Origin of the sequence: Aeromonas sp. CU5 (assembly GCF_002586745.1) — a bacterium.
GTDB lineage: Bacteria > Pseudomonadota > Gammaproteobacteria > Enterobacterales > Aeromonadaceae > Aeromonas > Aeromonas sobria.
Map to the genome: position 1 here is coordinate 2756416 of NZ_CP023817.1, position 24783 is coordinate 2781198.

Consider the following 24783-nt stretch of genomic DNA (forward strand, 5'->3'; position numbering starts at 1 on the left):
TCACTCCCGAAAATCCCCCGGGAATGGTCATATAGAGCATAGCCTGCGCACAGAAAACGGAAGGATTTCATATCGTTTCGGTGCATGCTTGGCTATCGGCCCAAGCGCGGACTCCTGAAGTCACCCCGACCCATTTCCAGGAAATTGTCACTTGTTCAAGACGATAAGATGTTGGCGAAATCCATCCGGGTCTCCCAGAAAATCGGCCACGCGAACAGCCGTGACCCGACCGTTGTGCAGCAACCCAAGGGTGGGATAGCCCTGACCGCCCAGCTGTTTCATCCAGCCCTGGCTATCTGCCAGATGTTGCAGCAAAGGGGCCTGCAGATAGGCTTGCTGGAATGCCTCGGCAGCAATCCCCTGCTCTGCCGCCAGCGTGGCGAGAAACGCCGTTTCACCAATCCAGATCCCGTCCCGATAGTGAGATTGCTGGATCCGGTGCAACATCGCCAGCCCATCCCCCCCCAATGCAGTGGCGGCCAAGACCGCACGGATCGGCTGCTCGGAGTCCAGCAGACACCCTTCCCGCAGCAGCAGTTCGTTGAAGTAGCGCTCGCCAAAATGCTGGCCGGTCAGCGCTTCGATCCGCTGATCGTGGGGGCGCACATAATCACGCAATGCCTCGCCCATCGGCTGACGGCGGCTGCCCAGCCAGAGGCCGCCCGCATGCAGCTCGATCTTGAGCCCGTCAATGGTGGCTGCCGCCTGCAGCAGAGGAGCGGCACCGTAGCACCAGCCACAGAGCGGGTCATAGACATAATGGAGGGTGGTTTGTTGTTCGTGCATCTTCATTCTCACTTCAATCTTGGATAAAAAACCGGGCCCTGGGGCCCGGTAAAAAAACACAGGGAGAACAGGCTCAGTGGCTTACCACTTCATCTCGCCGGTATTGACCTTGGCACCGATGGCCAGACCATCATCGACCGGCAACGCCGGGTAGGCCTTCTTCAGAGCCTCAATCAGCTCACCAGAGTTCTTCGCCTTGGCCAGCTCCTGCTCGAAACGCTGTACATAGTCACGGGTAAAGGTCACAGCAGCAGTGCCTTTGGGTGCTGTCCCCAGGAAGTGGCCCGGTACTACACGCTCGGGTTTCAGGGCCAGCAGGTTATCCAGCGCCTTGACCCAGTTGCTGCGGGCCGCTTTGGTCTGGCTGTCCGCCATCCAGACATGCACCCCGTGGTAAACCGGCACACCACCAAAAGCAGTCTTGATGGAAGGGGCCCAGAGGTAGGCATTCGGGGTGTTCATCTCTTTGATTTCAATCTTTTCGCCATCCAGCGTCAGGTGGCTGGCGGTCATCACTTGCGGCACGGTCAGGCTCTTCGGTGCGCCCTTGCCGAGGATCGGGCTCCAGTAGCTCAGCTTGGCATCCTTGGTCTGGTTGATATGGTCAACCACATGCTGGTCGGCCAGCACTTTGACATCCGGGAATGCAGCCATGACGGGCTCCAGACCGAAGTAGAAGTCGGGGTCACCGGCACTGATATACACAGTTGTCAGCTTCTTGCCGCTCTTCTTGATCAGGTCAACCAGCGCCTGGCCATTTTGCACGTCGAACTGGGCATCGATCAGGATTGCCTCTTTGTCACCGGTCACCAGTGAGGAGGAGACCGGGAAGATCGCCTTCTCGCCCGGGTTGTAGACGGTCACGCTCAGGGGGGCGGCCAGTGCGGCGCCGCTGAGCAGGGTGGTAGCCAGAGTCAGGTTGCGGATCAGGGTGTTGTTCATCATCTATTCCTCATTAAGTATTCGGGGGTTCATTTGATGGACACAGTGTATTGGATCATTTAGGGTGCAAATACAGCACTAACAGCGCATCACTGTTGCACATATCGAGCATATAGAGAGCCATACATGGATCGACTGACCGCCTTGCGGGTCTTCGTCAGCGTAGTCGAACAAGGGAGCCTGAGCGGCGCCGGGGAGAAACTGGATATGTCGCGCGCCATGGTGTCGCGCTATCTGGCCGAGCTGGAGAGCTGGATGGGCGCCCGCCTGCTACACCGCACCACCCGCCGCCTGAGCCTGACCGGGCCGGGAGAGGAGGCGCTGAACCGAGCACGCGCCATGCTGGCGCTCGGCGAGGAGATGGAGCAGATCGCCGTGAAGGGCGATGACGCCCCCAAAGGGCAACTGCGGATCACCAGCAGCTACTCCCTGTCGGAAGCCTTGCTGGTCGGGGCCGCCAACGACTATCTGGCGCAATACCCGGGGACCGCCATCGACATCTTGCTGCTCGACAGAACCGTCAATCTGGTGGAGGAGCGGATCGATCTGGCGGTGCGCATCACCAACGACCTCGACCCAAATCTGGTGGCACGCCGTCTCGGCACCTGCCACTCGGTGGTCTGTGCCAGCCCGGCCTATCTGGCCCGTCATCCGATGCCGCACAAGGTGCAGGATTTGGCGCTGCACAACTGCCTCACCTACACCTACTTCGGCAAGAGCCTGTGGGAGTTCAATGGGCCGGATGGCCCCGAGTCGGTGCCGGTCAGCGGCAATCTGAGCGCCAATATCTCCAACCTGCTGCTGGAAGCGACGCTGGGCGGCGCCGGGATCAGCCTGCAGCCTCGCTACTCGGCAGAGCCCTATCTGGAGCGCGGAGAACTGGTGCCCCTGCTGACCGACTGGCAGCCCAAGCGGCTCGGCGTCTACGGGGTGTATGCCACCCGCAAACAGATGTCGCCGCTGCTGCGCAGCTTCCTCGACTTTCTGCTGGCTCGCATGGCAGCCGATCCTATCTGGCAGGAGTGAGTTCATGCCTTTGCAGCCTTGTGAACCGGCAAACTCAGAGGGCGCTATCCCTCATTGAGCCAGTGATCGCCATCGGCTTCACTGGCCACCTGTAAACCGAAAGGTTCATCAGATGTCACGACGATCCCACTGACCTTGGCTGCCCACCCAAACCGCTAACACAGTGAAAAACGCCCGGTGACCACACAGGATCTTGTCGAGCCTCTGCCTAAAAAAACAGCGTTACTTGGCGTGAAGGTATGTGAAGGGGCTTGCACTTTGGTAATAACAATCAACTCATCAATGGGTAACCCACCGCTGATTCAGCTCCAGTCAAGGTTAATGGCTCTACCGTGTCCCCATCGGCTCTAATCCGATCACACATCAACAAGGACCGGTACAGGTCCAAGTGTTTACATCAGAGGAATAAAGCATATGAAGAAGTCTGCACTGACTATTGCCATCTCCAGCCTGCTGCTGGCGAGCGGCGCCCATGCTGCTACCGTCTACAACCAGAACGATACCAAGCTGGAAATCGGTGGCCGTGCTCAGGGTATGTACTACGGTACTGACGACAATGGCTCCGAAGGTGATCAGAGCTATTTCCGTGTCAACATGCGCGGTGAGACCAAAATTGCCCCCGAGATGAAAGCATTCGGTTTTGCCGAGTACAACCTGCCGACCTCCGGTTCTGACAACGACGAGCTGCGTTATGCCTACGCTGGCATCAAGCACGACCGTTTCGGCGCATTCAGCTACGGTCGTCAGGATGGTCTGTTTGCCATCGTGAACGACTACACCGACGTTCTGCCAGAGTGGGGCGGTGACGGCCTGGGTAAAGGCACCGAAGTATTCGGTACCGGCCGCACCAACGGTGTTGCCAAGTACATGTTCAACCAGAATGGCCTGACCCTGGGTGCCCAGTTTACTGGTAATAACACTGCTCAGAATTCAGATCGTTCGCTGACCTCTTGGAAAAAGGGTTCCAAAGAAGGCTTTGCTGTAGCCGCCGCTTATGACTTCGATATGGGTCTGGGTCTGTCTGCTGCCTACAACCAGGCTGGTAAAACTGCTGACCAGGTTAAATTTGCCTCTTTCGGTGCTGATAGCGATGCCAAGCTGATGGGCTTCGGTGCCAAGTATGCTGTCGGTGACCTCTACCTGGCCGCTACCTATGCTCACGGTGAAGATCACATCTTCGTCAAGAATGGCTATGCCGAGAAGAGTGATGGTTACGAAGTTGTTGCCCAGTACACTATCGGCAAGTTCAAGCCATCTCTGGCTTACCTGCGCACCGACGTGAAGAATGACACCAATGTCAGCTTCGATGACACCTTGACCGAATATGTATCCATCGGTGCCTGGTACAACTTCACCAACAACTTCAACGCCTACGTTGATTACAAGCTGAACCTGCTGGATGACGGCGCTGTTTCCGGTACCAGCAAGCTGGGCCAGAACACTGACGACGTAGTTGGTGTGGCTCTGCAGTACAACTTCTAAGCAATTGGAAGTCAGTTATACCCTGTGAAAGCAATGTCTACTGTTTGAATTACTTCCGGCCGCTCTGCGGCCGGTTTTTTTATTGCGCCTTTTCAGCCCCTTGCATATAACTATCGAGCGGATCGGCTGTCGTATCCGCGTGGTTGGCAGGGAGTGCAAAAGGAGACATTCACGGATGATGCAAGTTCGCGGGAACAGAGGCTGGCAAAGCGGGTGGCTGCTATTGCCACTGCTGTTGATATCGCTCATCTGGAGCAGCACGGCAGATGCCAGCTGGGATCAGAGCCTCTATCGTCAGCTGGGTCTGGCCGGCAAGCTGGATAAACAGACCTTTCGTCAGGCACTCAACAGTTATCAAACCGTGCGCCACAAACGCAAACCCATTCTCACCATCATCGATTACAGCAAACCATCCACCCAGCGCAGGCTGTTTGTCATCGATATGAAACGCCACAAGCTGCTCTATCACACCTGGGTCAGTCATGGCCGCAACTCCGGTGAGCTGGCCGCAGAGCGCTTTTCCAACCAGCTCAACTCCCGACAAAGCTCCCTCGGCGTCTATCGCACCGCTGAAACCTATCTGGGCAAGCATGGCTACTCTCTGCGGCTGGACGGCCTCACCCCAGGCAAAAACAGCAATGCCCGCAAACGTGCCATAGTGGTGCACGGCGCCACCTATGCCAGCCCGACTCATCTGCGCAAATATGACAAGCTCGGCCGCAGCTGGGGTTGCCCCGCCCTGCCCAAAGAGCAGGCCCGGGCTATCATAGATACCATCAAGGGTGGCAGTGTCATCTACGCCCACGGCTAGCGGGCACAGAGCCAGAAAACGCAAGGCCAGCAATCGCTGGCCTTGTTTGTTACGCTTGTCACACTAAACGGGGCGCGTTATTGGCGCACCACCAGTACCGGGCAGGGTGCATGGCGCACCACAGATTCGGCAACGCTACCGACCAGCAGATGGCTGATACCTGAACGGCCGTGGCTACCCATCACTATCAGATCCACCTCATCATCCTTGGCCTGAATGACGATCTCGTCGGCGGCACGACCAAAGCGAATATCAAAGGTGGCAGGGATCGGCAGGGTTGCAACCAGCTCTTTAAGCTGCGTTTTAGCCTGACGCTCCATCTCATGGGTAATTTCCACTGCCGTCATATGCAGAATTTTGTAGCTGTCAAAACCGTGCAGTTGATCAACCACGTGGATCAGCTTGAGCTGGGCCTGATGGCTCTGCGCCATAAACACGGCATAGTCGAGTACCGCACGAGACATTTGGGAAAAATCGACAGGACAGAGCAGAGTTTTAATTGATGGCATAATGCAGTCTCCTCTACTGATTGGGGTGCTATTGAATCTTTACTCGATCATAACGATCCGACTGCAAATAACCCTCGACCCTGTCGCAAAATGAAGATGAGAGATTTTTTCTCCGCATAACCACAATAGATGCCATGGTATAAATCAGGCTATCCGGTTTTCCACTCACACAAGGCCTGCCTTGACCATGTTGCGCATCGCCTGCCTGTTGCTCTGTTGTCTCTGTGGCTCTTTTAACTGCCGCGCAGCATCTATTGATGTCTATTGCGATGACTGGCCCGGCTTTTGCCAACCGGATGGCAGAGGTATTTATCTCGATCTGGTTCGTGCTATCTATCAACCTCATGGTTATCAGATCATCCCCCATATAGTGCCTTATAAACGGGCTCTGGCGGTGATAGCCAAAAAAGGGGGGGATATGGCGATGGGGGTTTATCGCGATGAAGTCACCGGTGTCCGACAACCTCGCTATCCTGCATCAGCCGATGACCTGACCGTGTTCATGCTCAAAAAATGGCAGCCAAAGTGGCAAGGGGAAAAAAGCCTGCAGGGACAATCTGTGGTATGGCGACGGGGCTGGGCATTCGACAAATACATTGCTGTCACCATGCAGTGGCATGAGATCGATAGCGATGAAATGGCCCTTCAACTGCTCGGCAAAGAGCGCTATCGCTATTACCTGACTGCCGGCGTGCTCTATGCGAAAGATGACATACCCCCCAACCTGCATCGCGCCTTCCTGCGCTGGATCCCGACCTACCCCATCTTTGCCGACACCCCCCAAGGCAACCGGATGATGAATCTCTGGGATAAGGGGATGGTTGAGTTGATCCGCAGCGGAAATCTGGCTGACATCTATAAGCACTATCAGCTCTATGACTACTACCAAGGGTTTATCAGGGAACTGGAACAGAAAGCCGCCGCCAGCCCGACACCTGAATGATAAATTACGCCCCCCTCATACCCTTCGCCAAGCGGTCATAGAGGATCACATTGACCGAAGCGGCCAGATTCATGCAGCCCTGAGTCGGTACATAGACCACATCTTTCACCGCCCCGTAGAGCGCAGGATCGAGGGTGCCATCCTCAGGCCCGAAGATATAGAAGGCGCGCTCTGGGTGGACATACTCGGGGAGCGGCGTGGCGCCGTCGATCAAATCGACAACCACGGGCACGCATCCCTGCGGGATAAACGCCATCAGGTCATCCACCCCGAGCAGCGGGATCTTCTCCACCATCTGCTTGGTATCGGTAGCAAAGCGGCGCGCCAGCTCGAAGCGGTTGCCGGTGTAGTAGACCTCGTCCACCCCGTAGCAGCCCGCAGCCCGCATCACGGAGCCGACATTTTCCGGGGACTTGGGATTGACCAGCCCCACACAGCAGAATGCACTCTTTTCCATCATATCTCCTCATCTTGCGGCGGCCATTATAAGCAGCAACGGGACCACCGACCCGTTAAAAGTACTCTGCCAGGCTCAACCGCTCACCACCCCATCGCCGATGGCGATTTTTTGTGCGCCAATCGACAAATTTTGTACAAGCCGATAGCCAGCAAACGTTTATCGGAAATAATAGACAAACGTTTGTAAATGGATACTTATCTATGACGACGCGTGAACAAGAGATCCTCGCCCTGCTACGCCAGGACCCCATGATTGCCCAGCAGGATCTGGCCGATCGCCTTGGCATCAGTCGCTCCGCGCTGGCCAGCCACATCTCCAGCCTGATCCGGCAGGGGTATGTGCAGGGCAGAGGCTATGTATTGCGAGAGGGTCCCTACGTGGTGGTGATCGGCGGTGCCAATATGGATATTTGCGGCACCAGCCATGACAACCTGCTGCTCGGCGACTCCAACCCGGGCAAGGTGCGCACCTCGGCAGGCGGTGTCGGCCGCAATATCGCCGAGAATCTGGCGCGGCTCGGCAGCGACACCCGGCTGCTGACAGCGGTCGGCAACGACCAGTATGGCCACCATCTATTGGAAGTGAGCCAGCGGGCTGGCGTCGATGTGCGCCAGACCTTGGTGATCGATGGCCACTCTACCTCCTGCTATCTCAGCCTGCATGACGGCAGCGGCGAAATGAGCTGCGCCATCAACGACATGGCCATCATCGAGCAACTCACCCCTGCCCGCCTGACCCCGCTCGGCGGCTTTCTCGGTGGCGCCCGGCTCTGGTTGCTCGACACCAATCTGGCCATCCACACCCTCGACTGGCTGTTCGAGCGGCAGGGGGATCACGCCATCTTTGTCGATACCGTCTCGGTAGCCAAGGTGGAGAAGATCCGCCCCTGGCTTGGCAAGATCCACACCCTCAAACCCAATCGCAGCGAGGCCGAGCAGCTGTGCGGCATGACCATCGCCGGACCTGAAACCTGGCCCATGGTGGCGGCCTGGTTCCACCGCGCCGGGGTCAAGCGGCTGTTCCTCAGTCTGGGTGAACAGGGGATCTTCTACAGCGATGGCGAGCAGCAAGGCCACCTGCCAGTGCTGGGCAGTCCGGTACTCAACGTCACCGGCGGCGGGGATGCCTTTATGGCTGGCCTCGCCCACGCCTGGCTGCAACAGCTCGACATCGCCCAGACCACCCGCTTTGCCCTGGGCTGCGCCGCCCTCACCGTCAATTGTTCCGATACCGTTTTTTCCGGTCTGAGCAAGACCGCCGTTGACCGCATACTGGAGGAGTACTCATGCTGAACGCTTACCTCGATATCCAACCGGAAGTTGCTGCCGCGCTGGCCGCTGGCAAACCGGTGGTCGCCCTCGAATCCACCATCATCTCCCACGGCATGCCCTATCCGCAGAACGTGGAAACGGCCCGTCAGGTGGAGCAGGTGGTGCGCGATAACGACGCCATTCCGGCGACCATCGCCATCCTCGACGGCCGCCTCAAGGTGGGTCTCGATGCCGGTGCGCTGGAAGCGCTGGGCCGGGCTGGCCACGACGTGACCAAGTGCAGCCGCCGCGACATCCCGTTCGTGCTGGCGCGCAAGGGGATGGGGGCCACCACGGTCGCCTCCACCATGATCATCGCCGCCATGGCGGGGATCCGGGTCTTTGCCACCGGTGGCATTGGCGGGGTACATCGCGGTGCGCAGGAGACCTTCGATATCTCGGCGGATCTGCAGGAGCTGGCCCAGACGCCGGTAGCCGTGGTCTGCGCTGGCGCCAAGTCGATCCTCGATATCGGGCTGACTCTGGAGTATCTGGAGACCCAGGGCGTACCGGTGATCGGCTATCAAACGGGCGAGCTGCCCGCCTTCTACACCCGCGAGAGCGGCTTCAAGGTTGATTACCGGCTCGATACCCCGGCAGCCATCGCCGAAGCGCTGCGCCTCAAGTGGGAGCTGGGACTGGCGGGCGGCGCCGTGGTGGCCAACCCCATCCCGACCGCACACGCCATGCCTAAGGCCGATATCGATGCGGCCATTGCCCAAGCGCTGCGTGAAGCAGATGAGCAGGGCATCAAGGGCAAGGCGTCAACCCCCTTCCTGCTGGCCCGCGTCTGCGAGCTGACCGGCGGAAACTCGCTCGCCGCCAACATCCAGCTGGTGCTGAACAACGCGGCGCTCGGCGCCCGGATCGCCGCCAACCTGTGATGCAACGCGGTGTAAAATGTCATGTAAATAGCCAGGCAGCCATACTCAACCGATCAGTGACAGCCATGTCATAACCTTGATGAAGAGCGAGAAAAGCTTCAGGTCAGGCAAGATAGACAAGGCGAAAAAAATCCCCAAGTGGATGCTTGGGGATTTCTGTATATCAGAGACAAACCACTGGCTGCTCTTTAGGGCTGCATCAGGGACGACAAACCCCGATAACGAATCAGTTACACCCTTCGCTAGAAGTAGAGTTCAGGTAGCTCACTTCGTTGGCTGGCTGATAGCCGGCCACATTGATGGTCTTCTTGATCTCGATGTACTCCTTCAGCACGGCAGCATCCACCAGTCCTGCATTGATGGTATCGATCTTCGGATAGCCGTCACCACCGGATGCACTGAAGCTCGGGATCGCGAAGCTGTAAGTTGCTGCCGGGTCAAACGCCTTGCCACCAACGCTGGTAATATTGACGCTCTTGGCTTGGCAATCCACTGCCATGTTGATGCCGCCAAACTGGGCATAACCCCCGGTATTGCGGGTTTTGGTTGCTACCTGACCCAGATAGGTCGTCAGATCTCTGCCTTTCATCACAGCCTTGTTGACCGTGTTGCCAAACGGGTGTACCAGCAGCACGCTGCGGTAGGTGATATCCCCGGTCGGGATGCTGTCACGCACGCCACCGGAGTTGACGATACCAAAATCGACGGCCAGCTTGGCAGAGGTGGCAGAAGTGATCAGACGACCCAGATTGGTTTGCTTGTTGCGTACAGTATTGCGATCACCAACCAACACCCCATCGGTAGAACCGATCACAACGTTGAGTTCTTGCTGACCTTTTTCCTGATAGCCCAGCAGGGTGTTATACAGCTCGGGATCCTTGGTGATCTCGTCCTGTACGAACTGCATCTTGGTGGTATCTTTGGTCACTGCTCCAGTGGCATCGATCGCCTCACCCTTGGCGTTGCGCTTGATCAGGTTGACCGGGATCAGGTCATAGCTGGTCAGGGTCAACTTGCCATTCTGGTACTCAAACTGGGCACGGCCCACATACTTGCCCCACTCGTGGGCCTGCATGATCCAGGTGCCGTTTTGCTGATCTGGCTGGCAATTATCACCCGGTTTGAAATTGGCGTATTTGTTCGCAGTGCCCGGCTCCATACAGACCGGATTCTGGGAGTGACCACCGATGATGCCATCCAGCGTGCCCGCTGGGAGGGCGCGAGCCATCTCGACATCGCCCGGCGCATTGCTGCCGTGCTGACCATTCTCGTAATGGCCCATGTGGGTGATGGCGAAGACCAGATTGGCTTCCTTGTTGCTGCGGATCTGCTGGCCCAGTTTGGCCGCTTCGCTGGTCGGATCGCGGAACTCCAGGGTTTGCACGTTGTTGGGATCCACCAGCTGCGCGGTATCCTCGGTGGTCAGGCCCAGTACGGCGACCTTGAGACCACTCTCCAGCTTGAACACCTTGTAGGGGTCAAAGTAGTGTTTGCCGCTGGCCTTATCATATATGTTGGCCGAGAGCATGGGGAACTGGGCCCACTTGCGCTGCTTTTCCAGTACGCTGAGGGGGTTGTCGAATTCATGGTTGCCCACTGCCATGGCATCGTAGCGAATGTTGTTCATCGCCATGAAGTCAGGCTCGGCATCCTGCAGATCGGATTCCGGTACCCCGGTATTCACATCACCACCGGAGAGCACCAGTACGTCGCGGCCAGCCGCCTTGGCATCCGCACGCAACTGCTCGACCAGGGTCTTCTGGGCAGCCATGCCGTACTCGTTTTCTGCGTTGTGCCAGAAGCGGCCGTGAGTATCGTTGGTGTGCAGTATGGTCAGTTTGCAGACATTTTCGGTGCAGGGTGCAACGGTGTCATTAGTGGAGGTATTACAGCCAGTCAGTGCAGCAAGCACGGCCAGTGCCACACTGCCTTTGATAAAGTTATTATTCATTTCCATATCACCTTGATTATTTTGTTATTTAACAACCCGGTCCAGCGGGTCGGGCGTCAATATAACAAACAACAGATGACCATTTTTCATCGATGACCCACAAATTCTACTAATTGTGATCTTCGACCCAAGATCCTGTCTGCTACTCATTTCCTGCGACATCATGGCTCTCGTTATCCACTTGTGGCCTTAAGCTCCTGCTTGATGGTCGACATTGGATTACTTATTTTCATGACAAATACAAATGATAACTATTGTCAAGAGAGTGACATAATTAAAAACTTAAAATTTTTTTGAAAATACCTAAAAAGAGAGGCAATTCGCATTTTGTTGAAAGAAAACTACGTATAATCTTGGGGTTAAAGTATTCATAGCAAGGTGTTTAACTGCTCAGCAACACCATAAATGGCGATAATAACGACATTTTCATCCAGGGATTTGGGTGTTTTACAAAAAAACCAGTAAGAAAAACGGACTAAAACCTAGCAGTTTGACTTGCATCAAGCCTGAATTTTTTTCATAGAGCAAAATTGTGCCCAGCAAATCTATCCCTAAGGAGGCAGATGTGGATATTATCAAGACCGATGTTGCCATCATCGGTGCCGGTGGTACTGGCCTGCGTGCCGCTATCGCCATTGCAGAAGCCCATCCGGAACTCGAAATCGCCCTGATTTCCAAAGTCTATCCGATGCGTAGCCACACAGTGGCTGCGGAAGGCGGTGCTGCAGGCGTAGTACGCGATGACGACTCCCTCGAAAACCACTTCAATGACACCGTTTCCGGTGGTGACTGGTTGTGCGAGCAAGACGTGGTCGACTACTTCGTCAACAACGCGACCAAAGAGATGGTCCAACTTGAGCACTGGGGTTGCCCCTGGAGCCGCAAGCCGGATGGCAAAGCCAACGTGCGTCCTTTTGGTGGAATGAAGATCCCCCGCACCTGGTTTGCAGCAGACAAGTCCGGTTTCCACATTCTGCATACCCTGTTCCAGACCTCTATCAAATATCCGACCATCAAGCGCTTCGATGAGCACTTCTGTCTCGATTTGATCGTGGATGATGGCCGTGTGCAAGGCGTGCTGACCTTTGACATCCAGAACGGCATTACCCGTTTCATCCAGGCCAAATCCGTGATTATGGCTACCGGTGGCGCAGGTCGTGTTTACCGCTACAACACCAACGGTGGCATCGTCACCGGTGATGGTATGGCACTGGCTTATCGTCACGGCGTACCGCTGCGTGATATGGAGTTCGTCCAGTATCACCCGACCGGCCTGCCAGGCACCGGTATCCTGATGACCGAAGGTTGCCGTGGTGAGGGTGGTGTTCTGCTGAACAAAGATGGCTACCGTTACCTGCAAGACTACGGCTTGGGCCCGGAAACGCCGATTGGCCAGTCAAAAAACAAACACATGGAGTTGGGTCCGCGCGACCGTCTCTCTCAGGCATTCTGGCAAGAGCAGCAAAAAGGCCGCGTGATCCAGGGCCCGATGGGCGACGTGGTTCACCTTGACCTGCGTCATCTTGGCGAGAAGTACCTGAAAGAGCGTCTGCCTTTCATCTGCGAACTGGCCAAAGCCTACGTGGGTGTGGATCCGGCCAAAGAGCCGATCCCGGTACGTCCGACTGCCCACTACACCATGGGTGGTATCGAGACTGACAACAAGTGCGCAACCCGTATGCCTGGCCTCTACGCCGCAGGCGAGTGTGCCTCCGTCGGTCTGCACGGTGCCAACCGTCTGGGTTCCAACTCGCTGTCCGAGATCGTGGTATTCGGCAAGCTGGCTGGTGAACAGGCTGCCGAATTCGCAGCGACTCAGCAACACGGCAATACCGAAGCACTGCTCGCCAAAGCCGAAGCGCTGATCAAACAGCACCTCTCGCTGATGGACATCGACGGTACCGAAAATCCGGCGGATATCCGCAACGAATTGGGTCTGTCCATGGAAGCCGGTGTCGGTATCTACCGTACCGAAGAGCTGATGCAGGGCACCATCGACAAGATTAACGAGCTGAAAGCCCGTTACAAGAAGGTCAAGATCAACGACAAGTCCTCTGTCTTCAACACCGACCTGCTGTACGCCATCGAACTGGGCTACATGCTGGACGTGGCCGAAGCCATGGCTCACTCCGCCATCAACCGTAAAGAGTCTCGTGGTTCCCACCAGCGTCTGGACGGTTATGAAGAGCGTGATGACGTGAACTTCCTCAAGCACTCTCTCTCCTTCTACGCACCGGAAGGCGCCCCGACCATCGATTATTCCGATGTGAAGATCACTAAATCCCAACCGGCCAAACGCGTGTACGGTTCCGAAGGTGAGAAACAAGACGAGGCTAAGAAGAATGGCTGAGATGATTGAAATTGAAATCCTGCGCTACCGCCCGGAGCAGGACAATGAACCCTGGATGCAGACCTTCCAGGTACCGTACCTCAGAGAGATGTCTCTGCTGGATGCCCTGCAATACATCAAGGATCACCTGGACTCTACCCTGAGCTTCCGCTGGTCCTGCCGGATGGCGATCTGCGGCTCTTGCGGCATGATGGTCAACGGTGTACCCAAGCTGGGTTGCAAGGCCTTCCTGCGCGACTATCTGCCAGGCAAGATGACTATCGAGCCGCTCAACAACTTCCCGATTGAGCGTGACCTGGTGGTCGACATGTCCGATTTCATCGAGAAGCTGGAGAGCATCAAGCCCTACATAATCCCGAGCGAACCGCGCAGCCTGTGTGATGGCGAATACAAGCAGACCCCTGCTGAAATGGCCAAGTATCACCAGTTCTCCCAGTGCATCAACTGTGGTCTGTGCTATGCAGCCTGCCCGCAATATGGCATCAACAAGCAGTTCACCGGTCCGGCAGCACTGGCTCTGGCCTATCGCTACAACGCCGACAACCGCGATGGCGCGTCCAAAGAGCGGATGAAGATCATCAGCCAGGACGAAGGCGTCTGGGGTTGTACCTTCGTTGGCTACTGCTCGGTAGTCTGCCCGAAAGGTGTGGATCCGGCCGCAGCCATCCAGCTTGGCAAGGTCGAAAGCGCCAAGGACTACATGATCGCCATGTTCAAGCCAGATTGAGATCAGGAATGAGACCATGAACAACACCAATAGCAAACGTAAGCCTTACGTCCGCGAAATGAAGAAAGACTGGTGGCTAAAGAGCTCCTTTTACACCAGTTACATGATCCGTGAAGGCACCAGTATCTTCGTCTCCATCTATGCCGTCGTGCTGATGTGGGGCCTGATGCGTCTGGTTCAGGGTCAGGAAGCGTTCAACGGCTGGCTGGAATCCCTGCAAAGCCCGATCGCCATCCTGTTCCATGTCATCGCCCTGGCGGCGTGCCTGTTCCATGCCAAGACCTGGTTCGCCCTGGCGCCGAAAGCCATGCGTATCTTCCGTGGTGAAGACCTGGTGCCAGAGAAGCCGATCGTACTCGTCCAATATGTGGCGCTGGCGGTGGTTTCCCTGCTTGTCCTGATCATCGTGGCCTGAGGAGAAAACAATGAGACGTTCTGACGAACCAATTTACTGGGGTCTGTTTGGTGCGGGTGGCATGGTCGTTGCCATGCTGCTGCCGGTCATTGTCCTCATCACCGGTCTGCTGGTACCCATGGGTATCATGGACGTAGAAACCATGAGCTTTGATCGCGTGCACGCGTTCGCCAGCTCCTGGTGGGGTGCTTGCATCCTGCTGGTGATCATCGCCCTGCCAATCTGGCACGGCATGCACCGTATCTACCACGGTCTGCACGATCTGGGGATCCACACCACCAAGCTGCACCACTATGTGTTCTATGGCTTTGCCTTCCTGGTATCTGCCATTACCGTTGGTCTGCTGATGGTGCTGGTATTCCAGTAATCACCGAGCATCTAACTGATTGACCAAACCGGGCCTCGTGCCCGGTTTTTTATGGCTCTGTCCCAATTATGTGTTGAAAGGCTAAGCTTGAAGTAGGTCATTACCTTGAGGTCTACCATCATGGATACCCCAGCCTTTCAACACCTGTTGTCTCTCTTTCCACAGCTTACCCTGCGCCAACGCCGTGTTGCCCGGCAGGAGCTCATGGCGCCCCACACCATTACCTCACTCAATACCCAGCTACCTGCATGCAGCGGTTGCCCACATTGTCAGGCCGATGCCAATCAGCTGGCACCATGGGGATGGAGTCGCGGACTACGTCGCTATCGTTGCAAACTGTGTCTACGCACCAGTACCGTGCTGACCAAGACCCCCTTGGCCAGATTACGTAAAACGCAGTGCTGGGAAGACTACGCGCAAGCCCTCATTGAAGGACTCACTGTCCGCCGGGCAGCTCTGCGTTGCGGGGTCAGCAAGAACACCGCTTTCCTCTGGCGCCACCGCTTCTTGCGTGCGATGGCCGCCCATCAAGCCACACGGGAAGAGGGCATCGTTGAGGTCGACGAGACCTTCTTCCTCGAGTCGTTCAAGGGGCAGCGGGGATTACCTCGTCTGGCTCGGTGTCGAGGAGGTAAAGGGCGAACCCGGGGAACCGGGCCCGATTACATCCCTGTGATGGTGGTGCAGGACCGTGCTGGTCACCATGCAGATTTTCAGTTGGAAAAGATGAATGCCGAAACAGTTATCGCGGTCTTGAAGCCCCTGGTCTCGCCGGATGCAGTGCTGTGTAGCGATGGTGCGGGCGTATATGCCAGTTTCAGCAAAGAGCAGGGCGTGACCCATAAGGTGGTGCGCAATCGTCAGGGTGAGCGGGTAGTAGGAGCATTCCACATTCAACATGTAAACGGATATCACCATCGATTGAAAGAATGGATGGTGCGCTTTCATGGCGTGGCGACTCACTACCTGAGGAATTATCTGGGTTGGCGCAGGATGCTGGAGCGTTACGGGAAGGGAGTGAATATCAAAGCGTGTCTGCATGAGGCGCTGGGGCACCCCATGCAACACGTAATTGGGACATAGCCTTTTTTATTGCCCCGCGATCCAGCCCTGCTTTTTATTCACTCAACAAATTCGATAAAAACAATATTATCGCCCAGCCACATCACGATCTCCGTCACATAACACCAATACACTCATCATCTGCAGCAAACCCTTTTGACCATCGTCAATTTATTGATATCCATATCAATCATAATTACTCAGATTAAATAATTATTCATATGGAGCTTAATGATGACGGATAAAACACGCTCGGTGAGCATAGGCAGTTACTTGGCACTGGCCTTTGCCGTGGTCTTCTTCTCGGGGCTGCTGCAATCTGGCGAGTGGTACGGGGTTTTCGATTTCACCACGCTGAACGGTTCGTTCGGCACCATGGTGCAGAGCGTCAGCGAGAACGGTGACGGCATCAAGACCGCCATGACCGACATGCGCGGCAAGGGGGGCAACGGTGCCCGTGATGGCTTCCTGTTCGCCCTGACCCTGATCCCTACCGTGATGTTCGCCCTTGGCATGATCAACGTACTGGAGCACTACGGCGCGCTGGAAGCGGCCCGCAAGTTGCTGACCCCGCTGCTGCGTCCGCTGATGGGGATCCCCGGCAACACAGGTTTGGCGCTGATCGCCTCCCTGCAGAGTACCGATGCCGGTGCCGCCATGACCCGCCAGCTCAAGGATGAAGGGCTCATCACCAAGCGTGAAACCGACGTGTTCACCATGTTCCAGTTCTCCGCGGGCGCCACCATAGTCAACTTCTTCTCCTCCGGCGCCGTGCTGTTCACCCTGACTTTGGCGGATGGCAGCCCAGCTGTCAGCTCCTCCATCGGTCTGGCGGTCATTGTGATGTTCGCCTTCAAGTTTGTCGGTGCCAACCTGTTCCGGGTCTATCTCAACATGACCGAAGGCAAGCACGTCGATAGCAGTAACACCCCGCAGACCCTCAACACTCAGGAGCAAGCCAAATGAGCCAGGCCAACGTCAAAAAACCCATCGTCACCGACATCTTCGTCGAAGGGGCCAAAAAGGGCTGGGTCATCGCCACCACCTCCACCGTCCCCAACGTGCTGATGGCTTTCGTCATCATCAAGGCTCTGCAGATCACCGGCGCCCTGGATGCCATGGGGGCCATTTTTGCACCTATCATGGCCATCTTCGGCTTGCCCGGTGAGGCAGCAGCCGTGCTGATCGGCGCCTGGATGTCGATGGGCGGCGCGGTCGGCGTGGTCATTACCCTGTTCGATCAGGGGATCCTCAACGGCACCCACATCGCGATTCTGGCACCGGCCATCTACCTGATGGGCTCCCAGGTGCAGTACATGGGCCGCATTCTCGGCTGTATCGGCACCGAAGGGCGCTACATCCCCATCATGGTCGCCATCTCGGTACTCAACGCCTTCGGCGCCATGCTGGTGATGAACATCCTTATCTAACCCAGACCTGATAGTGGAGCAATCAATGACTTTTTCTCTGGATCAATACCTGGCCGAACTGACCCCGCTGATCAATCTGGATTGCGGCTCCCTGCACCAGCCTGGCATTGCGGCAGTGGCCGACCTGATGGCCGCCAAATATGAAGCCATGGACGGCTGGCAGATCAAACGGGTCGACTGCGGCGTCGCCGGAGTGGGGCTGGAGATCCGCAACCAGCCTGATGCAGCGCAGATCGATGTGATGCTGATCGGCCATATGGATACCGTCTTCCCGCTCGGCACCGCCGCTGCCCGCCCGATGAGCGTCGATGGCGAGCGCGCCTATGGCCCCGGCGTCTCCGACATGAAATCCGGCCTGCTCAACATCGTCTACGCCCTGCGTGCCCTGCCCCGTGAGGTGCGCGACAGCTTGAGCATCTGCGTCTGCATGAACCCGGACGAGGAGATCGGCTCCCTGCACTCCAGCGACTGGCTGGCATCAGTGGCCAAACAGGCGAAGCAGGTGCTGGTGGCCGAAGCGGCCCGCGCCGATGGCTCGTTGGTCAAGGCGCGCAAGGGGATGGCCCGTTATCGCATCGACTTCACCGGCAAGGCTGCCCACGCCGGCAACGAGCCGCAGAAAGGACGCAGCGCCATCACCGAACTGGGTCACTGGATCCTGGCTATCAACACCCTGACCAACTTCGAGAGCGGCACCACCCTCAACATCGGTGTTGTCGAGGGGGGCAACGGCGCCAACATAGTGCCAGCCCATGCCAGCGCCGTGGTGGATGTACGTTTCTGGGACAATCAGGAGTACCAGCAGATCAACGATCACCTGCTCACCCTGGTCGAGCATCCCCATCTGGAAGGGGTCACTATCCAGCTGACTCGCGAGGCCCACAAACCGGCCATGGTGCCGTCAGAGGGCACTCAGGCACTGATGCAGCTGGTGGAGGAGTGTGGTGCTGAACTGGATCTGCCGATCAGCTGGCAGGAGGTGGGGGGCGGCTCCGATGCCAACCTGACCGCCGCCCTCGGCATCCCTACCCTGGATGGTCTGGGCCCTATTGGTGCCGGTTTCCACAGTGACGAGGAGTATCTGGATCTGGCCAGCATTGCCCCGCGCATCGAGCTGCTGGTGAAGGTGCTGACCCGTCTGGCGGCCTGACAGGCTCTCACGTAAAAAAGAGGGCCAGCCGGTTTGCACCGGCTGGCCCTCTGTTCATCTGCTCCCACAGACTGATTGCAGCGCTTCGCGGTTACTCCATCGGTGACAAGAAGCGGCGCATCACCTCGTCGGCATGCCCCCCTTCCTGAAATTCTACCAGCGCCTGATTGAGGGTGTTCACCAGTTCATGGGCGCGCGGTGAGCCCTTGCTCACCAGCAGATAGAATCCCTTGCGACCGGGATGGGCGAGATGCAGCAACCCGCTCTCGCTGTGGTAGATGCCAAGGCTGATGCCGCTCATCAGCGGCTCTATTTCACTCGGCAGAAAGTCACAGCGATCCCGCCCCATCATGTCCAGTGCCTGCTGCAACTGCTTGACCCGGCGTGGCTCCTGCGCCAACCCATAGGGGGTGTAGTTGTAGCCGATTACCCCGCACACTCGGGAGCGATTGACCGTCTGCAGATCCGGTGGCTCAGGGTAGCGGCGCTTGAGATAGAAGAAACCGAGGTGGGTGTAATAGAGGGGAACGCTGTAGAAGGCAAACTCGGCACGCTCCGGCTTGTAGCTGGCATCCCAGGTCAGCTCGCACAGACCATTCTGGCGATAATCCGCCAGCTCCTGCTGTACCCTCGCCCAGGGCAGATAGCGGATCTGGTGCGAGAGCCCGCTCTGTTGCAGGGCATCGAGCACCAGCGTGGTGGCCGAGCCGGTCAACCGGCTGGTATCGGGCACCCCGTCCTTGCGCTCCCAGTAGGTAAAAGGGGCCCACTCGTTGCCATCCCCCAGACAGATCTGTACCGGCTGCTCCTGCCCCCATAACGCGGGGGACAAGATGGCTATCGCCAATCCAGCACACCATGTTCCCGCTCGCTTCATCTCCTGCTCCCGAACTGTTTATCCCCCTAGCAGCTTAGCCCAGAAGGGATAGACCTCACTTTGCAGGGGCGCTTTCATGCCACAACGCCAGCAAATTGGCTGGAATGGCACCATAACGAAGCTGCGGGGTCTGGTGCCAGTCAGCCAACTTTTGCAGGGTTTTCGCCAGATCCTGTGCAAGCTGGCGTGTCACTCTCACACCGGCTTCCAGATAGAGGCTCTTGATCTCGAAGATCCCCTGCTGGCGATGAGCCTTGGCATCCATTCTGCCCACCAGCTTGCCGCGATGGAGCAAGGGCAACACGAAGTAGCCGTACTGACGCTTGGGGGCCGGGGTATAGCACTCGATGCGATAGTCGAAGTTGAACAGATCCTTGGCCCGTTTGCGATCCCACACCAGCGGGTCGAACGGCGACAAGGCGGTGGTATGGGTTGCCTTGAGACGGCCCTCCTCTGCCTGCACCAGCTCATCGGCCAGCGAGGCGTGCACAAAAGCGCCGTGCTGCCACCCCTCCACCCGTACCGGCAACAGTTCACCCTCATCAGCCAGTTGATGGAGCAGAGCGTCGTATTTGCCGCGCCGCAGCCGATAGTAGTCTGCCACCCAGCCGGTTTTGACCAGCCCCAACGCCCGGCAGCTGGCGCGCACCATATCCCGCTGCGCCTGCTCAACGCTTGGCAGATCCCGCTGGTCGCTCCACTCAGGGAGCACCCGCTCGGCCAGGTCATAGACTCGCTGAAAGTTGCGCCGCTCCCGCACCATCAGCTGACCGGTGGTAAACAATACCTCCAGATGGCGCTTCTCCGGCTTCCAGTCCCACCAGCCGTTCCCCTTGCCGGTTGTACGTTCAAAGTCGGCCGCCCGCACCGGGCCATGCTGACGAATGCGCTCGATGAGCTGGCCGATCTCCTGCTGATGGCTAGCGAGCCAGTTGGCCGAAAACTTCCAGCCCATGGCAGCAGGGTCAAGCATCCGGTGGCGCAACAGCCGGTAATCCTCGCGGGGCACAAAGCAGGCCTCGTGGGCCCAATATTCGAAGATCTCGCCGTCGGCCAGCAACTGCTCCAGCCAGCGCGGTTCATAGTGACCAAGCCGGCTAAAGAGCACCAGATAGGGGCTGCGAGCCACCACCGAGATGGTATCGATCTGCAGCAGCGCCATGCGGCGAATGGTGGCCAGCAGATCGGCCGGGGTCGCCTTGTTGCGACGGGGGACAAGCAGCCCTTGCGCCGCCAGTTGCAGATGACGGGCATCTTGCAGTGACAAATGGGTAATCGACATCAACAACCGCTCCCTGGTATCTGGCCATCGCGCGCCCGGCTGGTGGCCAACAAAACCGGGGGAGGCACCACGCTAGCGCGCCTCCCCCCTTGTGTGCCTGCGCCGCTATGGGTGGGCCGGGGGCAAGACCAGCTGATTGACCACCAGCATGATCTCTTGATAAGTGGCCTCTACCGTCTCGGGGGTCGGCTCCAGAATCAGATCATCGGCATAGCCGTTGATGAGCGAGGTGATCTGACGCGCCAGTCGCCGGGCATCGCCCGCTACAAACTCGCCACTGTCGATCCCCTTTTGCAGGATCTGCTCCAGCACCTCGCGCCACGCCAGAATGATTTTGCGGTAGATCTCGGCAAACACAGGGTCGCGCAGTGACTCGTTCCAGGCATCCAGATAGATGGCCCAGGAGGCATCCTGACTGGTCGGCAGGTTGTCCCGCACGAACAGCGGCAACGCTTCGCGGGCAGGCAGCGGCAATAGCCACTCCCGCTGCTCGGCTATCTCCTGACTGGTGAAACGCTCCACGGCGCAGAGGCAGAGCTCCTTCCAATCCTTGAAATAGTGGTAGACGTGGCTGCGCGCCAGACCGGTACGTTCGGCAATATCACGGGTTGACGATGCCGCCATCCCCTTCTCTCGAAACAGGGCCAGTACGGCCTCGATGATCATCTCTTTACGCTGTTCTGCTGATGGGCGTGCCATCTGACCTCCTGCGATATCCATCGACCTGCTTGACTTTGAGCAGTCGCTCAAACAAACTTTGAGCACTCGCTCAAACTGAGCGTTTCCGACATCTTAGGAGATAACCCATGACAACACCAACCACTTCGGCAGCCAGTTGCGACGAGCAGGCCACGCCGTTGCCACACTCGGCCGGTCGTTCGCTGGGGGCGATTGCGCGGGCCAATCCCCTCAAGCTGGCGGGCACCTTCTCGCTGGTGGCCCTCGAAAACATCCTGCTGGTGGTCTATCCCCTGTTCGCCGGCTTTGCCATCGACGCCATCGTCAAGGGGCAGTGGCTGCAGGCTTCGAGCTACGCCCTGATCGTGCTGCTGTTCTGGCTGATCGGCGCCCTGCGCCGGGCGGTCGATACCCGCACCTTTACCCATATCTATGCGGCGCTGGCGGTGCCGGTGATCCTGACCCAGCGCCAGCAGCAGGAGCGGCAATCCACCATAGTGGCGCGGGTCACCCTGGCGCGGGAGTTTGTCGACTTCTTCGAGAAACATATCCCGATCCTGGCCACCAGCCTGATCTCCATCGTCGGGGCGGCCGTGATGCTGATGGTGATCGAGTTCTGGGTCGGCATCGCCTGCATGGGGGTATTGCTGCTGTTCGGCCTGCTGCTGCCCGGCTTTTCGCGCAAAAACCAGCTGCTGCACGAGCGGCTCAACGATCGGCTGGAACACGAGGTCAAGCTGGTCACCCATGCCCAATCAGCCAGTCTCTCCCGCCACTACCGCGCGCTGGCCTGGCTCCGCATCCGGATTTCGGATCGGGAGGCGCTCGCCTTTCTGGCGGTCGGCATCAGCGCCTCCCTGCTGTTCCTGCTGGCCATCACCATGCTGATAGCCCAGCCCCAGGTCTCGGCAGGCCATGTCTATGCTGTGATGACCTACCTCTGGAACTTTGTCACCAGCCTGGATGAAGGGCCCGGTCTTGCCGATCAGCTGGCCCGGCTGCGAGACATAGGCCGCCGGGTCAATACCGCCCAACCCGATGAAATGATTTGACATGGTTTATCTGTAACCGGAGTAGAAGATGAATCCGACCACCCTTTGCCAACGAGCGTTGACCATGTGCATCAGCTGTTTTTTCCTCGCCGCCTGCGGCCCCAAGATGAGCGACTTTGAGCCCAACACCAGCTACTGGTTCAAGGAGAAACCGGTAGAGGAGAGCGCCCCACTGGCACAAGACATGAAGGTAGATATCGCCATCATCGGCGGCGGCTACAGCGGCCTCTCCAGCGCCTGGCATCTGGCCAAGGCCAATCCGTCGCTCAAGATTGCCATCTTCGAGGCCAAGCTGGTGGGCAGTGGCGCCTCAGGCCGCAACGGCGGCATGGTGTTGCCAGGCTCCGAGGTGATGGATCTCGACGAAGAGGGGGAAGCGAGCAAGCGCCACTACGATCTCACCGTCGCCAGCATGCGCAAGCTGCAGGCGCTGGTTGCCTCAACCGGCGTCGAGGCCGATCTCAAGCTCGATGGCTATGTGGAGGCGATCCTCGATGAGGAGGATATCCCCGAGTACCGCGACTATGTGAAAACCGCCAATCGTCTCGGTATCCCGCTTCAGTACTGGAACGCCGATACCACAGAGGCAAAACTCGGCACCGATCGCTACGTGGGGGCGGTCTATGACCCCAATGGCGGTCAGGTTCACGCCATGAAACTGGTCAATGCCCTGCGCAAGGCGGTGGAACAGGCGGGCGTCACCATCTATGAGCAGAGCCCGGTAATGGGGATCAAGGAGGGCAAGCAGATCGAGCTCAATGTGGCCGACAAGTACAAGGTGGCCGCCGACAGCATAGTGCTGGCGACCAACGGCTATACCTCAAAACTTGGCTACTTCAGCGGGCGAGTCTTTCCGGTGCACGCCCAGAGCGCCGTCACCGAGCCGCTCAGCAAAAAGCAGCTGGCTGCAATCCAGTGGCAGAGCCGGGTGCCCTACTATGACACCCGCAACATCCTGTTTCATCTGGTGTTGACCCCGGATAACCGCCTCGTCATCGGCGGTGGCAATGCCGAGTACGTCTTCAACGACGGCCTCAACTACAAGGGCGACCTCAACCGGGTCAGCGAGATGATGATGACCGAGATGGTGACCCTCTATCCGGCCCTCAAGGGGATCAAATTTGAGCAGGTGTGGGACGGGGTGCTCGGCATGACCGGCGACAGCACCGAAGCGGTGGGGGTAATGGGGGATCACAAGAACATCTACTACGCCCTCGGCTACAACGGCCACGGCATTAACCTCTCCTTCCTGTTTGGCGACATCGTAGCCAGCCTCTATCAAGGCAAGGAGCATCCCTGGTTCAACCACGCGGAGCAGACGCTGCCGATGTGGCTACCGCCAGAGCCGTTCAAGTCAATCGGCGTCAAATCTGCCCTGATGTACTACCAGTGGCAGGACAAGGGCTACAAGGAGTAGCGCCGAGCAAGAATCCGACGAGTAACAGACGAAGGCACGCCTCAGGGCGTGCATTTTTTCAATACCGCCACATCGGCGTGGGGGAAGCTGAGCTCGGCCTGCCAGCTGGCTGCCAACACCTGAAACGATGCCTCGGCAAAGAAGACGATGTGGGTCGGGTCGTGGCGATAGCGCCAGTTTTTAAACCGCTCGTCACTGAGCACCCGCTGGGTTTGCAACACCAGCAGGCCACCGGGCTTGAGGCAATCCCACAACTGCGCCAGCACCGTGCGCGGCTCGGCGATATGCTCGATCACCTCGGTACTGGTAATGAAATCGTACTGGCGCGTCAGCAACTCGGGAGCGTTGGCGTAGAACTTGTCATACCCCGCCATCAGGTAACCCGCCTCACGACCCATCGCCACCAGCGCAGGGCCCGGGCCACAGCCAAAATCGAGGCCACTGGCAGGGGGTGGCACCCGGCTCAACACCTCGCCAAAGGCCCGCATCAGAAAGGTGCGATAACGGGGATCATCCACCCGGTTGTCGTGACCGTCATAGACTGCTTTCTCGGCCGCCTCATCCAGATGATCCGCCTCGTCCAGCCAGACCAGCTCGCACGCGAGGCAGCGATGATAGCGCTTGCCTGCCACCGGCAGGGGGTAAGCACGGAGGCTGGCACACAGGGGGCAGCAGACACTGGATGACATGGCGGTTCCTCTTGGGTGCTTCCTGTTGGATAACAGCGGCGCAGATTGCCTGCCATGCCTGCCGCTGGCAACTGTTTTTCAACACTGTTCAGCCGGTATGGTTTGCCGAATCTTTTTGGCTCCTTAAGGGTTTCTTAAGTTTGCCCTTTTACTCTAAACCCATCGCAAGAGAAGGAGTCACCC

25 protein-coding genes are annotated in these 24783 nt (G+C 57.8%); 16 read left to right on the forward strand and 9 right to left on the reverse strand.

From position 1 onward, the window contains the following. Positions 1–147: 147 nt before the first annotated feature. Together CK911_RS12090 and CK911_RS12095 are read right to left on the reverse strand one after the other, a co-directional pair. Positions 148–792 carry a DsbA family protein gene (locus CK911_RS12090; protein WP_098970199.1) on the reverse strand — a complete coding sequence of 215 codons (645 nt, stop codon included), beginning with the start codon at positions 790–792 and terminating at the stop codon, positions 148–150. 75 nt (positions 793–867) lie between these two features. Beyond that, entirely contained in the window at positions 868–1728 is an 861-nt protein-coding gene (locus tag CK911_RS12095) for a Vmh family MBL fold metallo-hydrolase (RefSeq protein WP_098972632.1), read from the reverse strand. 126 nt (positions 1729–1854) lie between these two features. On the opposite strand from CK911_RS12095, the gene CK911_RS12100 reads away from it, so the two are divergent. From CK911_RS12100 to CK911_RS12110, 3 genes are all read left to right on the forward strand, one after another. After that, positions 1855–2754: a LysR family transcriptional regulator gene (locus CK911_RS12100; protein ID WP_098970202.1), complete on the forward strand. Its 900-nt coding sequence runs from the start codon at positions 1855–1857 to the stop codon at positions 2752–2754. 414 nt (positions 2755–3168) lie between these two features. Beyond that, complete coding sequence (locus tag CK911_RS12105; RefSeq protein ID WP_098970204.1) at positions 3169–4236, forward strand: porin; 1068 nt, start codon at positions 3169–3171, stop codon at positions 4234–4236. Between the two features lie 175 nt (positions 4237–4411). Continuing rightward, positions 4412–5047, forward strand: coding sequence for a murein L,D-transpeptidase catalytic domain family protein (locus CK911_RS12110; RefSeq protein WP_098970206.1), 636 nt, complete (start codon positions 4412–4414; stop codon positions 5045–5047). A gap of 77 nt (positions 5048–5124) precedes the next feature. Here CK911_RS12110 and CK911_RS12115 read toward each other — a convergent pair whose 3' ends face one another. Next, positions 5125–5556: a universal stress protein gene (locus CK911_RS12115; RefSeq protein ID WP_068978010.1), complete on the reverse strand. Its 432-nt coding sequence runs from the start codon at positions 5554–5556 to the stop codon at positions 5125–5127. Positions 5557–5743: 187 nt separating this feature from the next. Here CK911_RS12115 and CK911_RS12120 point away from each other — a divergent pair, with 187 nt between their 5' ends. Next, positions 5744–6499, forward strand: a complete 756-nt coding sequence (locus CK911_RS12120) for a hypothetical protein (protein WP_098972634.1) — start codon at positions 5744–5746, stop codon at positions 6497–6499. Positions 6500–6503: 4 nt separating this feature from the next. On the opposite strand, the gene CK911_RS12125 is transcribed toward CK911_RS12120, so the two are convergent. Next, positions 6504–6956 (reverse strand): RNA methyltransferase, encoded by a 453-nt coding sequence (locus CK911_RS12125; RefSeq protein WP_098970208.1) that lies wholly within the window; start codon positions 6954–6956, stop codon positions 6504–6506. Positions 6957–7159: 203 nt separating this feature from the next. Here CK911_RS12125 and CK911_RS12130 point away from each other — a divergent pair, with 203 nt between their 5' ends. Together CK911_RS12130 and CK911_RS12135 are read left to right on the forward strand one after the other, a co-directional pair. Continuing rightward, positions 7160–8251 (forward strand): PfkB family carbohydrate kinase, encoded by a 1092-nt coding sequence (locus CK911_RS12130; RefSeq protein WP_098970210.1) that lies wholly within the window; start codon positions 7160–7162, stop codon positions 8249–8251. Further along, positions 8245–9153: a pseudouridine-5'-phosphate glycosidase gene (locus CK911_RS12135; protein ID WP_098970212.1), complete on the forward strand. Its 909-nt coding sequence runs from the start codon at positions 8245–8247 to the stop codon at positions 9151–9153. The genes CK911_RS12130 and CK911_RS12135 overlap by 7 nt, the downstream gene beginning before the upstream one ends. Positions 9154–9379: 226 nt before the next feature. Here the strand turns inward: CK911_RS12135 and ushA are convergent, their stop codons facing one another. Continuing rightward, complete coding sequence (gene ushA, locus CK911_RS12140; protein WP_098970214.1) at positions 9380–11104, reverse strand: bifunctional UDP-sugar hydrolase/5'-nucleotidase UshA; 1725 nt, start codon at positions 11102–11104, stop codon at positions 9380–9382. A gap of 565 nt (positions 11105–11669) precedes the next feature. Between ushA and frdA the strand changes: the two genes are divergently transcribed. From frdA to CK911_RS12180, 8 genes are all read left to right on the forward strand, one after another. Next, entirely contained in the window at positions 11670–13454 is a 1785-nt protein-coding gene (frdA, locus tag CK911_RS12145; RefSeq protein WP_042020383.1) for a fumarate reductase (quinol) flavoprotein subunit, read from the forward strand. Continuing rightward, on the forward strand, positions 13447–14181 hold the full coding sequence (locus CK911_RS12150; protein WP_042020382.1) for a succinate dehydrogenase/fumarate reductase iron-sulfur subunit: 735 nt from the start codon (positions 13447–13449) through the stop codon (positions 14179–14181). Before frdA ends, CK911_RS12150 begins: the two co-directional genes overlap by 8 nt. A 16-nt stretch (positions 14182–14197) precedes the next feature. Continuing rightward, on the forward strand, positions 14198–14596 hold the full coding sequence (locus CK911_RS12155) for a fumarate reductase (protein ID WP_042020381.1): 399 nt from the start codon (positions 14198–14200) through the stop codon (positions 14594–14596). Between the two features lie 10 nt (positions 14597–14606). Then, complete coding sequence (frdD, locus tag CK911_RS12160; protein WP_042020380.1) at positions 14607–14963, forward strand: fumarate reductase subunit FrdD; 357 nt, start codon at positions 14607–14609, stop codon at positions 14961–14963. A 120-nt stretch (positions 14964–15083) separates the two neighbouring features. Further along, positions 15084–16046 carry an IS1595 family transposase gene (locus tag CK911_RS12165; RefSeq protein WP_098969540.1) on the forward strand — a complete coding sequence of 321 codons (963 nt, stop codon included), beginning with the start codon at positions 15084–15086 and terminating at the stop codon, positions 16044–16046. A 210-nt stretch (positions 16047–16256) separates the two neighbouring features. Beyond that, on the forward strand, positions 16257–16991 hold the full coding sequence (locus CK911_RS12170; RefSeq protein WP_253860322.1) for a nucleoside recognition domain-containing protein: 735 nt from the start codon (positions 16257–16259) through the stop codon (positions 16989–16991). After that, positions 16988–17455, forward strand: coding sequence for a YjiG family protein (locus CK911_RS12175; RefSeq protein ID WP_042022933.1), 468 nt, complete (start codon positions 16988–16990; stop codon positions 17453–17455). Before CK911_RS12170 ends, CK911_RS12175 begins: the two co-directional genes overlap by 4 nt. Positions 17456–17480: 25 nt before the next feature. Next, positions 17481–18605, forward strand: a complete 1125-nt coding sequence (locus tag CK911_RS12180; protein WP_098970217.1) for a M20 family metallopeptidase — start codon at positions 17481–17483, stop codon at positions 18603–18605. A 91-nt stretch (positions 18606–18696) separates the two neighbouring features. Here the strand turns inward: CK911_RS12180 and CK911_RS12185 are convergent, their stop codons facing one another. The 3 genes from CK911_RS12185 to CK911_RS12195 all read right to left on the reverse strand — a co-directional run bounded on the left by CK911_RS12185 (position 18697) and on the right by CK911_RS12195 (position 21463). After that, a complete protein-coding gene (locus CK911_RS12185) occupies positions 18697–19482 on the reverse strand; it encodes an ABC transporter substrate-binding protein (protein ID WP_098970219.1) in 786 nt (261 codons plus the stop codon). 55 nt (positions 19483–19537) lie between these two features. Continuing rightward, positions 19538–20764: a winged helix-turn-helix domain-containing protein gene (locus CK911_RS12190; RefSeq protein WP_098970221.1), complete on the reverse strand. Its 1227-nt coding sequence runs from the start codon at positions 20762–20764 to the stop codon at positions 19538–19540. A gap of 105 nt (positions 20765–20869) precedes the next feature. Further along, on the reverse strand, positions 20870–21463 hold the full coding sequence (locus CK911_RS12195; RefSeq protein WP_098970223.1) for a TetR/AcrR family transcriptional regulator: 594 nt from the start codon (positions 21461–21463) through the stop codon (positions 20870–20872). Positions 21464–21570: 107 nt separating this feature from the next. On the opposite strand from CK911_RS12195, the gene CK911_RS12200 reads away from it, so the two are divergent. After that, on the forward strand, positions 21571–22494 hold the full coding sequence (locus CK911_RS12200; protein WP_098970225.1) for an ABC transporter six-transmembrane domain-containing protein: 924 nt from the start codon (positions 21571–21573) through the stop codon (positions 22492–22494). Positions 22495–22522: 28 nt separating this feature from the next. Next, positions 22523–23911, forward strand: coding sequence for an FAD-binding oxidoreductase (locus tag CK911_RS12205; RefSeq protein ID WP_098970227.1), 1389 nt, complete (start codon positions 22523–22525; stop codon positions 23909–23911). Positions 23912–23952: 41 nt separating this feature from the next. On the opposite strand, the gene CK911_RS12210 is transcribed toward CK911_RS12205, so the two are convergent. Further along, on the reverse strand, positions 23953–24600 hold the full coding sequence (locus CK911_RS12210; protein WP_098970229.1) for a class I SAM-dependent methyltransferase: 648 nt from the start codon (positions 24598–24600) through the stop codon (positions 23953–23955). Positions 24601–24783 lie beyond the last annotated feature (183 nt).

Bases quoted from the DNA above. Each gene is read 5' to 3' on its own strand.
- CK911_RS12090 (WP_098970199.1), bottom strand. From the start codon at position 792: ATGAAGATGCACGAACAACAAACCACCCTCCATTATGTCTATGACCCG.
- CK911_RS12095 (WP_098972632.1), bottom strand. From the start codon at position 1,728: ATGAACAACACCCTGATCCGCAACCTGACTCTGGCTACCACCCTGCTC.
- CK911_RS12100 (WP_098970202.1), top strand. From the start codon at position 1,855: ATGGATCGACTGACCGCCTTGCGGGTCTTCGTCAGCGTAGTCGAACAA.
- CK911_RS12105 (WP_098970204.1), top strand. From the start codon at position 3,169: ATGAAGAAGTCTGCACTGACTATTGCCATCTCCAGCCTGCTGCTGGCG.
- CK911_RS12110 (WP_098970206.1), top strand. From the start codon at position 4,412: ATGATGCAAGTTCGCGGGAACAGAGGCTGGCAAAGCGGGTGGCTGCTA.
- CK911_RS12115 (WP_068978010.1), bottom strand. From the start codon at position 5,556: ATGCCATCAATTAAAACTCTGCTCTGTCCTGTCGATTTTTCCCAAATG.
- CK911_RS12120 (WP_098972634.1), top strand. From the start codon at position 5,744: ATGTTGCGCATCGCCTGCCTGTTGCTCTGTTGTCTCTGTGGCTCTTTT.
- CK911_RS12125 (WP_098970208.1), bottom strand. From the start codon at position 6,956: ATGGAAAAGAGTGCATTCTGCTGTGTGGGGCTGGTCAATCCCAAGTCC.
- CK911_RS12130 (WP_098970210.1), top strand. From the start codon at position 7,160: ATGACGACGCGTGAACAAGAGATCCTCGCCCTGCTACGCCAGGACCCC.
- CK911_RS12135 (WP_098970212.1), top strand. From the start codon at position 8,245: ATGCTGAACGCTTACCTCGATATCCAACCGGAAGTTGCTGCCGCGCTG.
- ushA (WP_098970214.1), bottom strand. From the start codon at position 11,104: ATGAATAATAACTTTATCAAAGGCAGTGTGGCACTGGCCGTGCTTGCT.
- CK911_RS12150 (WP_042020382.1), top strand. From the start codon at position 13,447: ATGGCTGAGATGATTGAAATTGAAATCCTGCGCTACCGCCCGGAGCAG.
- CK911_RS12155 (WP_042020381.1), top strand. From the start codon at position 14,198: ATGAACAACACCAATAGCAAACGTAAGCCTTACGTCCGCGAAATGAAG.
- frdD (WP_042020380.1), top strand. From the start codon at position 14,607: ATGAGACGTTCTGACGAACCAATTTACTGGGGTCTGTTTGGTGCGGGT.
- CK911_RS12165 (WP_098969540.1), top strand. From the start codon at position 15,084: ATGGATACCCCAGCCTTTCAACACCTGTTGTCTCTCTTTCCACAGCTT.
- CK911_RS12170 (WP_253860322.1), top strand. From the start codon at position 16,257: ATGATGACGGATAAAACACGCTCGGTGAGCATAGGCAGTTACTTGGCA.
- CK911_RS12175 (WP_042022933.1), top strand. From the start codon at position 16,988: ATGAGCCAGGCCAACGTCAAAAAACCCATCGTCACCGACATCTTCGTC.
- CK911_RS12180 (WP_098970217.1), top strand. From the start codon at position 17,481: ATGACTTTTTCTCTGGATCAATACCTGGCCGAACTGACCCCGCTGATC.
- CK911_RS12185 (WP_098970219.1), bottom strand. From the start codon at position 19,482: ATGAAGCGAGCGGGAACATGGTGTGCTGGATTGGCGATAGCCATCTTG.
- CK911_RS12190 (WP_098970221.1), bottom strand. From the start codon at position 20,764: ATGTCGATTACCCATTTGTCACTGCAAGATGCCCGTCATCTGCAACTG.
- CK911_RS12195 (WP_098970223.1), bottom strand. From the start codon at position 21,463: ATGGCACGCCCATCAGCAGAACAGCGTAAAGAGATGATCATCGAGGCC.
- CK911_RS12200 (WP_098970225.1), top strand. From the start codon at position 21,571: ATGACAACACCAACCACTTCGGCAGCCAGTTGCGACGAGCAGGCCACG.
- CK911_RS12205 (WP_098970227.1), top strand. From the start codon at position 22,523: ATGAATCCGACCACCCTTTGCCAACGAGCGTTGACCATGTGCATCAGC.
- CK911_RS12210 (WP_098970229.1), bottom strand. From the start codon at position 24,600: ATGTCATCCAGTGTCTGCTGCCCCCTGTGTGCCAGCCTCCGTGCTTAC.